We start from the raw sequence: 15,517 nt of genomic DNA on the forward strand, positions 1-15,517 counted from the left end.
GTCTGCTCGGCTGTCGACATTCACAACCCCGTAGGCGCCTCCGAATCCCGTGCTCGATTGACACCGACGGGTCGGTTCGCCGTCCTGCTGGCAGGTCTCGCACTGCTGGCACCGGGGCTTTTCGCACTCGAGTCCTTCCAGGCGGCACCAGCGTCGGCCGAGGTCACCGACGAGCAGCTCTCCCAGGGAGGGGTGCTACGGGACTCCACCACCCTTCGCATCGCCCCGGGGCTGGATCTGACCACCTTCTCCCGTCTGGAGGAGCCCGGCTGGAACGAAGGCAGCGTGCTGACCGCAGACCTGCGGGAGTCCACGTTGTCGCTGGATGTGCGCGACTCGGGAACCGTCACCGGCCGGGCCCCGCTCCAGGACGTGATGCGGGAGGGCCCGCGCGGCGACCGCGCTGTCGCTGCCGTGAACGGCACCTTCTTCGACATCAACCACTCGGACGCCCCGATCTACACCTCCGTCTCCTCCGAGGGTCTGCGCACCGGCACCTCCCAGCCGCGCGCCTCCTTCACGGTGGCCGACGGGCAGGCCGCCATACAGGAGCTCGCCGCCTCCGGCTCCGTCACCCTGGAGGACGGCACCGCCCTGGAACTCAGCGGAATGAACACCCCGAACCTGGCACCCGGCACGATCGGCGTGTACACCGCAGCCTGGGGCGACTACAGCCTGGACCGCCCCGCCGGCGGCCCCGATCGGATGGCCGCAAGGATCGCCCGCGCCACGGTGGTCGACGGTGTGGTCACCGATGTCAGCGGCCTGATCCCGCGTGCAGGTGACCCGCAGATCCCCGACGGCGCCCAGGTGCTGCTGGGACGCGAGGCCGGGGCGGAGAAGGTCGCCGCCCTCCAGGTAGGCGACCAGGTCGAGATCGAGGTGGGCCCCTCGGCCGATGTCGACCTCGGTATCGCTGGATCCCACCAGATCCTGCGCGACGGCGAGATCACCGATATGAGCACGTATCGGCTGGCAACCGATGTGCATCCGCGCACTGCCGTGGGCATCAGCCGGGACGGCAGCGAACTGTTCGTGTTGGTCCTGGACGGCCGCTCCTCCGACTCCCGCGGCATGACGCTGCCGGAGCTCGCCGCGCTGCTGCGGGACATGGGTGCCCACAATGCGCTGAACCTCGACGGCGGCGGTTCGTCGGCGATGGCTGCCCGCGCTGCCGGGGACGAGAGCGAGCAGATCTGGAACAGCCCCTCGGATGGCGTGGTTCGCGAAGTTCCCAACGCGCTGGTGTTCTACTCCGATGCCCCGGCCGAGCAGCTCTCCGACGTGCAGGTTCGTACCACCGTGGACGGCGAGGACGCCGTGCTGCCGGGCATGCACCGCACCGTGGAGGCCACCGGCCTGGGTGCAAACTTCGATCCGGTACTGGTGGACGGAACCTTCGATGTCGACGGCCCCGTCGAGATCGTCTCCTCAGATAGCACCAGTGCCCGCGTGCTGGGTTCCGAGCGCGGTCAGGGCACTGTCACGTATGCCGCCGGCGCCCACCAGGACTCGGTGACCCTGCGGGTGCTGGGCGAGCCGGTCGCCCTGCAGGCCTCCGCCCGCTCCCTCTCCCTTCCGGACGCGGAGACCCCGCAGTTGCTCACCCTGACCGGTGTCGATGCTGATGGGCAGAGGGCCCGTGTGGAGACCGGCGATGTGGAGGTCGATGTCACCCATGGGTTCCTCGTGACCGACGATGGCCTGGGCACCTGGGCCGTTGCCGCCACCGGCGCGGCGGACACCGGTTCGGTGACGTTCCGCCACGGGGAGCTCTCCACCACAGTGGCGCTCACCCACGGCACCGGGCAGGTCGAGGTGTTCGACTTCTCCGACCCGTCGGCCTTCCGTGGCGACTCGGCGCGAGCCACCGGGTCCTTCTCCGCCGCCGACGGACCGTCGACAACCGACGGCACCACCCACGCGGCCATTGGCCTGACCTACGACTTCACCACCTCCTCCGCCACCCGCGGCTACTACCTCGTGGCGAACGAACCGGTCCAGGTGGAGGGCTCCACCCTCGCCTTCACCTTGGACGTGCGCGGGGATGGCACCGGGTCATGGCCACGGCTGCAGGTGCGGGACGCCCAGGGCTCCGTCACCAACCTCGGTGGTGATCACCTCGAGTTCCAGGGGTGGCAGCAGATACGCTTCACGGTCCCCGAGGGTTTGCCCCAACCGCTGACCGTGGAGCGGGTGCGGATCATGGAGACCCGCCCGGAGGCCCAGTACACCGGGGACATCGCGGTAGCCAACCTGAGAGCAATCACCACCCCGGAGGCGGAGACACTCCCAGAGCAGCGCATCCATGATCAGGCCCTCCTTGCCTCAGGATCCGTCGCGGAACGCCCGCAGCGCATCGCCGTGATGAGCGATGCCCAGTTCGTGGCGGCCGATCCGGACAGCGATGCCGTCGCCGGCGCCCGCCGAACCTTGCGAGAGATCAAGGCCGAGCAACCAGACCTCCTGGTCATCAACGGCGACTTCGTCGACGAGGCCTCCGAGGCGGACTTCGTGCTGGCCAAGCAGATCCTGGACGAGGAGTGGGGCGCCGAGATCCCCTACCTCTACGTACCGGGCAACCACGAGATCATGGGCGGGAAGATCGGCAACTTCGAGACCGCCTTCGGCCCGGCGTCCACCAGTCGCGACCTGGGCCGCACCAAGGTGATCACCCTGAACACCGCCTCGGGCAGCCTGCGCGGTGGCGGACTCGACCAGATCGCCGAGTTGGAGCGCCTCCTGGAAGAGGTGGAGGACTCCGACACCCTCACCGGTGTCACCGTGTTCTTCCACCATCCGCCCACAGACCCGTTGCCCTCTAAACTCTCCCAGCTCTCCGACCAGCGCGAGGCGCGGGCCGTGGAGAAGCTGCTGGCGGACTTCCGCCGCGACTCCGGGAAGTCCGCCGCCGTGATCAACGGGCACGTGGGTGCGTTCCACGGCTCCGCGGTGGAGGGCGTGACCTACCTGATCAACGGCAACTCGGGGAAGAACCCCTCCGGCACCGTCGAGACCGGCGGCTTCACCGGCTGGACCATGGTCGGGATCAACCCCGGCGCCGGCCTGGTGGGCCAGAACCCGAGCACGCAGGACCGGGTGGACTGGCTGGCAGCCGAGACCAAGCCCTGGGTGGACGAGCTCTCGCTCACCGCCACCGAGGAACTGCGCGTCGGGGCCGTCGGCTCGGCGAGCGCGACCTTCACCCAGGACGGGCGCACCGTGCCGGTGGCCTGGCCGGTGACCGCCCAGTGGGGCGGAGAGGGCGTGATCGTGGAGTCCGGCACCGACGACGCCGAGGTGGAGAAGCGCCGCGGGGACGGCCGGGCGGTGCTGCGGATGAACCCGCTGACCGGTGAGCTCACCGGGTTGCGACGCGGGCAGGCGACCCTCACCGTGACCGTGAACGGCCGCACCGCCGAACAGGTGGTGACCGTCACCGGGCCAGGGAAGGGCCGAGGGCACGGCAAGGGACACGACAACGGGAAACGTCCTGGTCACGACAAGGGCCCTGACAACGGGAACGGGAAGGAACCGGGCAAAGGCAAGGGCAATGGACCTGGCAGTGGAAAAGGCAACGGGAAAGGCCGTGGCCACGGGAACGGCTGACGCCGGCGGCCGCGGGCCGGGGTCCGGCAGCACTGCACGCACCCCGGCAGGCCGCTGATCACGCATTCCTCACTGTTCTCCAGCCGTTAGCGATAGCCTGCGGACGACCACGAGACGAGGCGGGTGCGCGTGAGCAAAGGGAACGACCCGTCGGCCCAGCGGCCGACCACCGAGGGTGCCGCCGCGCCCTCACGCCCCGCCCTGCCCGGGGACATGGACCTGCCGTGGAAGGCCACGGCCGAGCGCCGCGACCTGTGGGGCCCGGCCCCGAAGCCCCTGGAGGGCAAGGTCCACTCCCCCGCAGCCGGAAGCTCGACCGAGCTGGTGCGCTCCGCCCCCCGTCGCAGCCCCCTGGTGTCCTTCGGGGTGCCGGTGCTGACGGGCTCTGCCGCGGCCTTCGCCGTCGTCGCCCTCGGCGTGGCCGGGGTGATCGCCGGGCCCATCGCCGCGATCGCCGCCGGCGTGGGGGTTCTGGCCGCGGGCGGCACCGGCGGCCTGCTGTACTCCCTGCGCCCGGAACCGGCCCGCCTGCTCACCACCGGTGCCGACGTGCCCGATTCCACCCGCGAGGTGCTCGAGCAGATCCTCCACGCCACCGCTGAGACTCGCGGACGCACCCGTGACCTGCGCGCCCGCGCCTCGGACCCGACAGCCCTGCAGGTGCTGAAGGACGTGGACGCGCTGCTGGTGCGGATCGACGCCCTGGCCGGCTCCGAGGCGATACAGACCCTGCGCCCCTCCTCCGGTGAGGTGACGATGCTGGAGGGCATGGCCTGCCGGTACATCCCGGAGCTGGTGGACGCCGCTGAGGACATCATCGGCTTCCTGGTCACCTTCCGCGGCTCCGCCCGCGAGGAGGCCCTGGCGAACCTGCGGGCCGTGGACCAGCAGCTCGGTGTGCTGGCCGACGGCGTGGAGCGCATCGAGCAGGACATGGTGGCCGGGGTGTCCCGCTCCCTCGAGGTGCACTCCGAGTTCCTGCGCACCCGTTTCGCCGATCAGCACCTGAACCCCATCATCGACGTCTGAGAACCCCTTCAAGGAGAACCCATGGACAAGCTGCAGCCCCCCACCCCCGCCGAGGAGATCGTGCCCGCCGAGCCCGTCGAGGAGCTCAGTGAGGAGAAGGCCGTCTCCCTACTCACCGACCTTCCCGCCGAGCAGCAGAAGGAGCTGGAGACCCGCGCCGACCAGTGGCTCGAGGAGATCTCCACCCTGAACCCCCACTCCCAGGAGTTCACCGCCCAGGTCAACGCGCTGGGCGCGGTGGCGCGTCGTACCTTCGAGCGCACCAGCGGCACCTCCTCCCGCTTCATGGAGCAGTCTCTGCGTGATGCGAAGGAGTCCGGCGGCAGCCAGGAAGTGGTCTCCAAGTCCCTCGCGGACCTGCGCAGCACGATGGAGGACCTGGCCCCCAAGGAGGACACCTTCGCCTCCAAGGCGCTGAGCTTCCTGCCCGGCCGCGGCGCCGCCAAGCGGTACTTCCGCAGCTTCGAGTCCAACCAGAAGCAGCTCGACGGTGTGCTGACGGCCCTGGGTCGTGGCCAGGAGATGCTGCAGCGCGACAACGCGGAGCTGGCCGTGGAGCGCCGCGGACTGTGGGAGGACCTGGGTGCCCTGCAGAAGGCCTCCCACCTGCTGGGTCTGCTGGATGATCGGGCGGTGGAGAAGGCGCGGCAGGCCCGTGCGGAGGGCCGCACCGAGGCGGCCGACGCCCTGGAGCGCGACGTGCTGTTCGCCGTGCGTCAGCGCCGCCAGGACGTGGCCACCCAGATCGCCGTCACCGTGCAGGCTTACATGGCGATGGGGCTGATCGAGGACAACAACACCAAGCTCGCCCAGGGCGTGGAGCGGGCCCGCACCACCACGGTGACGGCACTGCGCACCGCGGTGATCACCGCGCAGGCGCTGGAGAACCAGAAGCTGGTGCTCGATCAGATCGACGCGGTCAACTCCACCACTGATTCGCTGGTGGCGCGCACCTCGCAGATGCTGGCCGACAACTCCGTGAAGATCCAGGAGCAGGCCGCCACCTCGGGTGTCTCCGCCGAGACCTTGCAGAAGGCCTTCGACAACCTGTTCACCACCATGGACGGGATCGACACCTTCCGCGCCCAGGCCAACCAGAACTTCCTGGAGACCGTCAACGCCCTGGAGCACCAGGTGGAGCGGGCCCAGCCCTACATGCGCCGCATGGAGCAGGCCCCCGCCCAGCAGGCCCAGATCGACTCGGCCTCGGACCTGCTGCGCATCGAGGACTGATCAGCTCCTCTCAGCGCCGCGAGCGGCGAGTTCGGTGAGCATCTCAGGAGTGAAAGGCCACCGATCTCGCTATTGATCGATCAGCATGGCCGGTCAATCATCACGGCCGCTTCAAGGTGCGTGACCGCGTAGCCGAGCTCGATGCGTTCCTGCTCCAGCCGTGTGCCGCCCGTGGCGAGTTCATCGTGCAGGATCTGCTCGCTCCCGGTCAGGCGTGAGAGCGTGACCACCGGACGCACGGACGTGGTGACGGCGAGCGCTCGATGGTCTTCGAGGGTGTTGGCGTCCATGAGAATGCTGGTGACGTCGTCATGGTGGTGCCGGGCCCGGTCCAGGATCCGGAAGCCGTCTGCGTCGAGATCCCCCCAGTAGATGACCGGGACGTCTCGTATCCAGGGCACGTCGAGCAGGCTGGGGATCGCGTATCCGGAACCGCTCACGGCGACCGCCTCGGGGATGTCCGGGAGCACCTGGACGGTCTCAGCGTTCTCACACACGATGACCACGCGGGGGGTGAGCCCCAGATCAGGCAGCTGCCTCACGGCGATCCGGGAGCTTCGAGGGAAGCCGGGGTGTCCCTGTCGAAGTCGGGGATCGAGGACCAGGACGTCGTGGAAGACGGGGTCCGAGGCGAGGCCGAGGTCCTCCGACCCGTCGGCGCGGGCGGCGCCGACGAGCCTGCTCACCAGTGACCGGTGATCCCGCAGCCACTTCGTGTGCATACCCGGGAACGGCACCTGGCGGATGCGCAGCCCCGAGCGGGGGTGGGACAACAGCCAGGCCGCCACCGCGATCGACAGATCGGCATCTGTCGGAGACATCCGCAGCCACTGCGCGCGCGACCGGTCCATCCCCGCAGCGACCGAGTGACGCAGAGCCTCGCCCCCCACCCCGGGGTGATTGGCCAGGTGGGGAGTCTCCTCATGGTGGGCCAGGTGGGACACCGCCGCTTCGTAGCGGACACGCAGGAGCTCCGCCTCCGCCTGGGTCGGTCCGTCGGCACACTCGGTGAGCACGTCAGCACCGGTTGCACCCCATCGCACGGGGACTCGCTGGGAGCCGAGGTGTGCCCAGCGGCGCTCCTCCCACTGCACGTGGAGGCCCAGCGGTTCGGGGGCGCGACGCCACAGCTGGACCCACTCGGAGACCGCGGGCGGGTCGGCAAGTGCCTGCGCAGCCGTGGGAGGGTGCAGGGGCACGCTCACGGTCGCCTTCGAAGGCTCAGCGAGCCATGCGGGCAGGTTGCGATCCCACTTGGTGCGCAAGGTCGCTCGGACGTCCTCAGGTGTGCGCATGTGGACCTGATTGAGTATTCGTAGTCGTGGGAGCCACCGAATCTTGCTCTTGGGGACCGCCGATCGTGCCGACGGGGGCCAGTAGCCGCCGCGGTGGGGACCACTGGCTCCCGCCGGCATCGGGTCACTGGGGCAGTGCGGTGTGTTCTCGCATGTTCCTGTCGCCGGTGTCGATCCAGATTGTGTTGTGCACGATGCGGTCCATGATCGCATCGGCGTGGACTGCTCCACCGAGCCGGGCGTGCCAGTCCTTCTTCGGGTACTGGGTGCAGAACACGGTCGAGCCGGTGTCATAGCGGCGCTCGAGCAGTTCCAGCAGCATCGAACGCATTCCCTCGTCAGGATGGTCCAGCAGCCACTCGTCGATCACCAGCAGCGAGAACGTGGAGTACTTCCGCAGGAACTTCGTCTGGCCCTGCGGCTTGTCCTTTGCCAGGGCCCAGGCCTCTTCGAGGTCGGGCATTCGGATGTAGTGGGCTCGGAGCCGGTGCTGGCAGGCCTGCTTCGCCAGCGCGCAGCCGAGGTAGGACTTCCCTGAGCCGGTGAAGCCCTGGAAGACCACGTTCTGTTGCCGCTGGATGAAGGAGCAGGTTGCCAGTTGCGCGATCACGTTCCGGTTCAGTCCCCGTTCCTCGACCAGATCCAGCCGCCGCAGGTCCGCTCCGGGATAACGCAGCCCCGCCCGGCGGATCAGACCCTCGACCTTTCCATGATTGAAGATGGAATGCGCCTCGTCCACGATCAGCTGGAGCCGTTCCTGGAACGACATCCCCAGCACGTGAGCCTCATCCTGGGCATCGATCGCGTCCAGCAGCGCGGTCGCGCCCATCTCGCGCAGCTTCCGCTTCGTGTCGTTATCGATCACGCTCACCGGACACCTCCGGCGTAGTAGTCGGCGCCACGGACGTATCCGCCGTCTTCCGCGGGTTCCTCGCGGGGTGGACGCAGGGCGGCGACCTTGTCCTGCCCGGTGGCCAAGATCGGGTGCAGATGCGCATAGCGCGGTGAACGGACCCGTCCCGTCAGCGCGAGTGCGCAGGCCGCCTCGACCCGATCTACGGAGAAGCGGCGAGAGAGCCGTAGCACCGCCAACGCGGGATCCAGGCCCTGTTCCACGATCGGCACGGACTCGAAGATCCGCTGGATCACGATCACCGTGGCCGGCCCGACCCGATCTGCCCACGCCCGCACCCTCTGCGCGTCCCAGGCCTGGAAACGCTCGCCCGCAGGTAGGTCCGCGTCGTTGGTGCGGTACTCATTGCTCGCGGTCTCCGGGAGCAGCAGGTGACTGGTCAGTCGCTGGCTGCCCTGATAGATCTCCAGCGTCCGGGCCGTGATGCGCAGATCGACCTTCGCGCCGATGTGCGCGAACGGCGCGGAGTAGAAGTTCCGCGCGAACGTGACGTGCCCGTTCCTGCCCACTCGTCGTCCGTAGTGCCATGTCGAGATCTCGTAGGGCACCGCCGGCAGCGGCGTCAGCAGCGGCCGCTCCTCCGCGTCGAACACGCTGGCGCGGGATCCGGGCCGCTTCTGGAACGGCTCCGCGTTATAGGCCTCCATCCGCTGCCCGATGGCGGCTGCAAGTTCGGGCAGGGACGTGAATCGCTGATCCCGCAGCCCGGCGATGACCCAGGTCGCGACGTGCGCGACGGTGTTCTCCACGCTCGCCTTGTCTTTCGGTTTCCGCACCCTCCCCGGGAGCACCGCCGCCGAGTAATGCGCTGCCATCTCGCGATACGCATCGTTCAGGACGATCTCGCCCTCGCGGGGGTGCTTCACCACACCGGTCTTGAGGTTGTCCGGAACGATCCTCGGGACCGTCCCGCCCAGCGCCTCGAACATCGCTACGTGCGCTCGCAGCCAGGACTCCTGGCGCATATCCAGCGCCGGGAAGCAGAACGCGTAACGAGAAAAAGGCAGGCAGGCAACGAACAAGAACACCTTCGAGACCTCGCCGGTGACCGGATCGGCCAGCTCCATCGTGGGGCCGGACCAGTCGACCTCCACGCTCTGGCCGGCCTTGTGACCGACTCTCGAAGCGGCACCGGTGACCATGACGTGGTGCTGGTAGGTGCGGCAAAACCGGTCATACCCCATCGCCGGATCCCCAGCCGCCGTGGTCGCGTCGAAGTACTCGCCGTGCAACAGCTTCAGCGTCACGCCGACCCTGGCCATCTCTCGATGGACCTGTTCCCAGTCCGGCTGTGCGAACACGCTCTCGTGCTCGCCCCGGCCCGGGAACAACCGGGCATACACCTGCTCATCGGCGACGTCCGCGATATCGCCCCACCCGATCCCTGCAGCGTCAGCGGCCTCGAACACCGCCCTCACGGACTTGCGGGACATGCCCTGCGAGGACGAAATCGCTCGCCCCGACAGACCTTCTGCGCGCAGCTGGAGCACCAGCTTCGCCCTGATCTTCCGTACCATTCCAGATTGCTCCTTCCGCCGCGTGCCCTATACACACGGCGGAAGGAGCGTAGACAGAGCGGCCCCAACGACACCACTGGTGGTCCCGAACGACGCCACCGCTACGGCAGCGACGTGGCACCCGAACCCTCGATCAGCGGACCCCAGCGAGGCGAATATTCACCTGATCCCATGTCGGTGAAGGCGACTGCCGAGAGCCGCGAGGCCCGACCGGTGGGGTTGGAGACGACCGCCGCTCCACCGACATACTCCTCGATCGTCTGCAGCATCTTCAGGGGTGTCGCCAGCAGCAGTTGGAAGCCGAAGGAGCGGAAGACCTCCAGTCCGGCCCGAGTGAAGTGGATATCGGTCTTGTCGAAGGCCTCATCGAGCACCACCAGACCGTACGGCGGGAACCCATCGGCGCTGGAGGTGAGCTGGTAGCGCAGGGCCGCAGCGAGGCAGAACGTCACGAGGCGCTGCCGCTGGCCACCGGACCGCCCGTCGGACCCCTTGTACACGTCGACCACCATGCCCTCGGCGTCGATCTCGCGCGCCTCGAACTCCACATGGCGACGGGTGTCGAGCACCCGCTTGCGCCAGGATTGATCTGCGCTCTCCGCGGAGCCCAGCCGGCGCAGGACGTGGTCCATCCGCGCGAACCGCTCCTCGGCCGCTGTGACGCTCTCATCGTCCTGGTGGAAAGCACCGTGGGTGATCTCCATCAGCTCCCCCAGGAACGCTTTCGCCTCGTCGCTCAGACGCTGATGGGCTATCAAGGTCAGCCAGGTGCGCCGTTCGGTGTCGAAAGGGGTGGCACGCAGTGACTCATCCACCGGTCCCAGTCGCTGCTGGACGTCGCGGATGGCGTGCGCGATGTCCGCGCGGAGCTGACCGATGTTGTTCTGGGACTGGGTGCGCAGCAGGTCCCGGAAGCGATGCTCGAACTCCGGCAACCGATCGGACTCCAGGCGACCCAGCTGCGCGAGGAAGTCCGGGGTGGCCGCGATGTCGTCGACCAGGTTCACCGATCTCTCGGCCCACTGACGCAGGTACCGAGCGCGGGCGAGCGCCAGCGCACTCTCCGCACTGCGGATCTGGTCCTTGACCTGATCGAGCTCATCGCGGATCTGCCCGGAGACCTCACTGATCACGTCGGGCAGTTGCTCACGCGCCAGCGTGCGCCGCCTGGCCCGGACCCGTCGATCGAGCTGCTCGCGATGCACGAGGTCAAGGTGCGCATCGGCGAGTTCCCCCCGAGCTCGTTCCAGATCGGCGGTCGCGGACTCGACCGCAGCGGACAGATCGTGGTGCCGGTTGCGAGCCTGCTCGGCATCGTCCCGGGCCTGAGCATGGTCCTCCCCAGCAGTGCGGAGCAGGACCTCCAGGCGGGCCATGTCGGCGTCGGACAGCAGGTCCTGTCGCTGCTGCCGCAACGTCCCGAGGCGCTGATCGACGTCGACGGCGTCGATGTCCTCCCAGTTCAGCTGCAGCAGCTGAGCAAGGTCGAGGTCCCGGTCCCGGAGGGCCCGCCGCTGCCGCTCCATGTCTGCAAGCCGTTGCTGGCTCTGCGCGATCTCCGCGTTGGCCTGCTCGAGCTGCTGCCTGCGCACCTCGAGCAGAGCCGCGTTGTCGGTACCGATGACCCAGTGGTCCCGGTCCGAGATCCGATGGCGGTCGTCCTTGATGTGGCGATCACGGTTCTTCACCTGCCCGGCGCGACTGAGTGCCTTCTCATGCCGAGCCAGCTGCTGCGCATCGTCGACCAGGACGTGCGGGAATCCCGAGGAGATGCGGCCCCGCAGCCACGACTGAAAGGGAGACGGTGCGAGTTCCAGCACGGACAGGACGGTGCGATGCGAGACCGCACCGGCATCGTGCCGGTGTCGATCCGTTTCCCGAACCCGTTCGTAGGAGATGCGCCGGTTCCAGTGCCGCGCATCGACAGCCCGGGCCACAGCAGGGTAGAGACGCTCAGGAACCAGGATCGTCGTGGAGAGTCCTGCCAGCAGTCGCTCGACGGCGCCCTGCCACTGCTCATCGCGGACGTTCATCAGCTCGCCGGCGAACGGAAGTGAGGCCGGGGACTCGCCGGCGGCCTCGGCGAGCTGGTCCCTCACTTCCACCAACGATGCCGGCAGGTTCGATCGCCGAGCGTTGAGGGATCGGATCTCCGCGATCAGATCGTCCCTGCGCCGTGTGGCCTCGGCGTGCTCCACGTGAACGGGACCGGAGGTCCGGGTCAGGCCACCTGTCTCGTGATCGATGCGCTGTTGTTCGCGCTGGGCCTGGGCCTGGGCACTGGCGAGCTCCTCCGCGGTGCCTGGCATCGGGGAGCCGAGGCGGTCGAGCACCGGGGCGATGCGGTCGATGTGGTTCCGAACCCGTTCCTGGCGGTCCTCGGCCTGCTCGATCCGGCTCTCGAGCACCTGCAGGGCGGCGCCGCCGCGGTCATCGAGGGCCTGTCGGGCACGACGCTCCGCCTCCCGGGCGTCGTCCTCCGCGCGCCGGGTCCTGTCCCGCTCGTGTGCGGCGGCAGCGAGCTCGATCTCGCTCGCGCTCAGGTCACTCTGAGCGAGTTCAGCCAAGCGGGTGTACCGGTACGTCCCGACGGCTGCCAGCAGTGCGGAGAGCTGTTCCTGTTCCGCAGTGGCAGCACGGTGGACCTGCCACTGCTCCCTTTGAGGGATCAGCGCCTCGATCTGCTCACGCGCATCGATGACGGTGGCGTGCGCGTCCTGCAGAGCCCGGAACTGTTCGACAGCCTGGTCCGCGAGGGCGAATGTCGATGGCGTCTCGAGCATGAAGCCGCGCAGCAGGTCGTCCAGCGAGGTCAGGGACTTTGCTGCCTGGGTGCGGTGCAGTAGCCGCTGGGCGTCCTCGCTGCCGATCCCGGTGAGCCGTCGCAGGTGCACGCCGAACCTGGTGTAGCTGTCCTCGGCTGCCTGCGGGGAGAGCTGTTGCTTCAGGCGCCGTCGATCGATGCCCGTGTCGCACAGTCGGAGGACGTCGGCCAGTTCTGTCGGCCGATCGAACAGGACGAAGGCGGAACGGAGATCGACGGCTGCAGCGGAACGACCTGCCACGTGCATCACTCGCATCGCCGTGACGGCGCGCCCCAGACCGTCCTCGAAGGTGAGCGCGATGCCGGAGACAGTCGTCGACTGCCGCAGGTAGCCGGGGCGCACCTCGCCGGTGGCCTCGTCGGTATGCCGACGGTAGGCGCCGCGCACGTAGCTCATGGGTGAGCGGTCACGGTCACCGGCCGGTCCGTCCTGGGCAGCGGCGTTGAAGCGCGTCTCACCGGGTTTCATGAGCACTGCACTGATGGCATCCAGGATCGATGACTTCCCGGAGCCGGACTCCCCGGTGAGCAGCAGACCTGCACGGGGCACGGTGAGGTCGTGGCGCTTGTCGAAGGTGCCCCAGTTGTGCAGCTGGATGCGGGCAAGTCGCATCTGCCCGGGATGGGAGACTCCCGCTGCGGTGGGGTCGAGGTCGAGGCTGGTCTGGCTCACGTCGCGCTCTCCGTCTCGTCGAGACCTGTCTCATCGGTGTCCGGCTCGTCAGGGTCCGGCCCGTCGGAATCTGCGTCGTCGGACTCTGCGTCTTCTTCTGTCATCCCGTCGGCACTGGGCAGGTCACCGGTCCCTCCGCGCCGCAGGCGTTCGTACTCCACCTCGATCCCCTCGATCACCTCGGGGGTCAGGATCAGCGCGAGGATCGAGGACACCTCCCACCGATCGTCGGTGTCCGTGGGGAGCAGGATCGACCACTCCCGCATCCGCTTGATGCTCGCGGTGAGCCTCTTGCCGAACTGCGCCTGGTCATGACCGGAGGAGGTGGCGTAGGCCTGCATGTGCGCCTCGATCTCATCGCGCCCCACCACCATCCGCTCCTGTTGGGCAGCGCCTTGGAGCAGCAGATGCCGGAGGTGGAGGAGCAGCGCGGAGTCGATGAAGCTCAGCGGTGCCTTCCGCAGCACGCTCGGGACGGCCTGGTCGAAGTCGGGGCCGGGCTCGAGGTTGCGGGAGAAGGCGACCTCGGCATCGGCGTCGATCACCAGATCCAGCAGCAGGTCGCCGAGGTGGCGCCGTACCACCGCCTCGTGTGCCAGCAGCGCCGACCACACCAGAGGATCACGGCGGAAGGAGATGTACGGTCCGCGCAGCAGCGCGACCAGTGCTCGGCGCACGTCCAGCGGCAGGGTCCCCGGGTCACCGGGCCACAGCACCACACGATCGTCACTCTCCGACATGACTGTCCTTTCCGAGGGGGCGGGTGAACCGGCTGCGACTGATCCGAGCGCTGCGCCAGCCATTGCCGCCGTTGTGTTCGGCTCGTCCGACACCGGCTTCGCGCTCGGCACCTGCTCTTCTCCCGACCAGGCGCCATCGCACCGTCTCCACGGTGTCGGACGGCCCCTCGACCCGTTCACCGTGCCGATGGGCGAGGACCAGCAGGCCGACGATCGAGGCGAGTCCCTGAGTCGCCGGATGCTCCTCGAGCACCTCACCAACAGTCGCCGTGGAGCGGCGAGAGAGAACATCGTCGACTGCATCGACCAGTTCAGCCATATCGATCTCCGATTCACGGATCGCTGCGCGCATCGCCTCGAGATCGAGCACCTCGGTCGACGCGAGCTCGAGATCGTCCTGCGCTGTGACGTCCGAGGGTACGAGCAGATGCAGCTGGCCGACCGAGCGCGGGGTGAAGGTCGACAGCGTCAGCTCCACACCGATCCTAGTGTGAGGCCTCACCTGGGGCGCGATCTCCAGACCGATGCGCTGGGGCCTGCGGAGCCGATCGGCAAGGGCCCGGAACTCCTCGAACTGCCGGGAGCGGACGAATTCGCGCAAGGACCGTGACAGGTCGATCATGGCGTGCCGCACCTGGTGGGATTCCCGTTGCAGACGGGCGAGGTACGACTGGAGGTACACGATCCGTTCGCGACCGAACCGGTGCGCGAAGGGACGGGTGGCGAGCGCATCCACGGCGTCGTGGAACCTCGCTTCCTGGACGGGGTCGATCACCATGTCATGGAACGCGGCGAAGGAGCGTCCGGCCTCCGAGTCCTCGATCGCGTCGACGCCCAGGAACAGTTGGTCGAGGATCTCCCCCTGCGAGCCCTCGTGCTCCACCAGGTCCAGGCGCAGTCTCCGGTGCAGCCTCTCCAGTTCACCGCGCACCCGGGTGAAGTCGGACGGTACGTCCAAGGCCAGGGAGTACAGCTCGTCGATCGTCTCCAGTGCCTGAGCCTCCGGAAGCGGTTCTGCACCCAGTTCCATGACCTGTGCGATGGCCTCGTCGAGGCGGTCGCGCTCGGTATGCAGTGCCTCCAACCGCCCAGCCGAGTCAGCATCGGTGTCGCGGGCAAGGGTGCGCAGACGTTCGGTCAGCAGGGTGAGCCGGGAGCGTGTCACGGCATCGCGGGGGGTGTGCAGCTGTTCGATGAGACGCAGGGCGCTCTGAGAGTTCTCGGTGAGGGCGAACTCCTCCGTCCGTTCGGTCCGTGCAGCGCGGCGTGTGAGGTAACCCTGCTCTACCCATGTCGCACAGTACTGCTGGGCCGTGCGGGGCAGGTCGATGCCGTGGAAGCGCAGTTCCGCGAGGTCTGCAGACAGGAGGTCGTACAGGTCAGCGGCGGTACGGGTTCGCACATCCCCTGCGAGATGCGTTCCCAGGAGGCCGAGAGTGACAGGGGCGTTGTCGGTTCGCAGCAGCGCGAGGACGCCTTCCCCGCCGAACAGGTCCCGGTTCTCCAGTGCACGGGCGATCGCGGACATCAGCGGTCTCCTTCCTGTTCTTTGAGCGGCACAGCAACATCACAGCAGAGGCGCACCATGCGCATTCAGGACTCGCGTCGGAGCTGGATCACTCCACCAGGAACAGAGTAGGGACCCGCACCGACAGACGTGGGCCACCCCGGAAATCACCGGCCC

General features: G+C 68.3%; 9 protein-coding genes. 3 read left to right on the forward strand and 6 right to left on the reverse strand.

Features of this window, described 5'->3' with window-relative positions; genetic code table 11:
• Positions 1 to 57: 57 nt before the first annotated feature.
• From JOD52_RS15890 to JOD52_RS15900, 3 genes are all read left to right on the forward strand, one after another.
• Complete coding sequence (locus JOD52_RS15890; protein ID WP_239551939.1) at positions 58 to 3,609, forward strand: phosphodiester glycosidase family protein; 3,552 nt, start codon at positions 58 to 60, stop codon at positions 3,607 to 3,609.
• A 129-nt stretch (positions 3,610 to 3,738) separates the two neighbouring features.
• Complete coding sequence (locus tag JOD52_RS15895) at positions 3,739 to 4,638, forward strand: hypothetical protein (RefSeq protein WP_239551940.1); 900 nt, start codon at positions 3,739 to 3,741, stop codon at positions 4,636 to 4,638.
• Between the two features lie 21 nt (positions 4,639 to 4,659).
• Entirely contained in the window at positions 4,660 to 5,871 is a 1,212-nt protein-coding gene (locus JOD52_RS15900; RefSeq protein WP_204411122.1) for a toxic anion resistance protein, read from the forward strand.
• An 80-nt stretch (positions 5,872 to 5,951) separates the two neighbouring features.
• Here the strand turns inward: JOD52_RS15900 and JOD52_RS15905 are convergent, their stop codons facing one another.
• The 6 genes from JOD52_RS15905 to JOD52_RS15930 all read right to left on the reverse strand — a co-directional run bounded on the left by JOD52_RS15905 (position 5,952) and on the right by JOD52_RS15930 (position 15,361).
• Positions 5,952 to 7,286 (reverse strand): Wadjet anti-phage system protein JetD domain-containing protein, encoded by a 1,335-nt coding sequence (locus JOD52_RS15905; protein ID WP_204411124.1) that lies wholly within the window; start codon positions 7,284 to 7,286, stop codon positions 5,952 to 5,954.
• A gap of 4 nt (positions 7,287 to 7,290) precedes the next feature.
• Entirely contained in the window at positions 7,291 to 8,037 is a 747-nt protein-coding gene (locus tag JOD52_RS15910) for an ATP-binding protein (RefSeq protein WP_338124028.1), read from the reverse strand.
• Positions 8,034 to 9,596, reverse strand: coding sequence for an IS21 family transposase (istA, locus tag JOD52_RS15915; protein ID WP_204408388.1), 1,563 nt, complete (start codon positions 9,594 to 9,596; stop codon positions 8,034 to 8,036). Before istA ends, JOD52_RS15910 begins: the two co-directional genes overlap by 4 nt.
• A 101-nt stretch (positions 9,597 to 9,697) precedes the next feature.
• The gene (locus JOD52_RS15920; protein WP_204411127.1) at positions 9,698 to 13,093 is read right to left on the reverse strand and encodes an SbcC/MukB-like Walker B domain-containing protein; all 3,396 of its coding nucleotides are present in this window, start codon (positions 13,091 to 13,093) and stop codon (positions 9,698 to 9,700) included.
• Positions 13,090 to 13,833, reverse strand: coding sequence for a DUF4194 domain-containing protein (locus JOD52_RS15925; RefSeq protein WP_193864974.1), 744 nt, complete (start codon positions 13,831 to 13,833; stop codon positions 13,090 to 13,092). The genes JOD52_RS15920 and JOD52_RS15925 overlap by 4 nt, the downstream gene beginning before the upstream one ends.
• Complete coding sequence (locus JOD52_RS15930) at positions 13,820 to 15,361, reverse strand: DUF3375 domain-containing protein (RefSeq protein WP_017823489.1); 1,542 nt, start codon at positions 15,359 to 15,361, stop codon at positions 13,820 to 13,822. Before JOD52_RS15930 ends, JOD52_RS15925 begins: the two co-directional genes overlap by 14 nt.
• Between the last annotated feature and the right edge of the window lie 156 nt (positions 15,362 to 15,517).

Origin of the sequence: Brachybacterium muris (assembly GCF_016907455.1) — a bacterium.
In the GTDB taxonomy this organism is placed as follows: domain Bacteria; phylum Actinomycetota; class Actinomycetes; order Actinomycetales; family Dermabacteraceae; genus Brachybacterium; species Brachybacterium muris.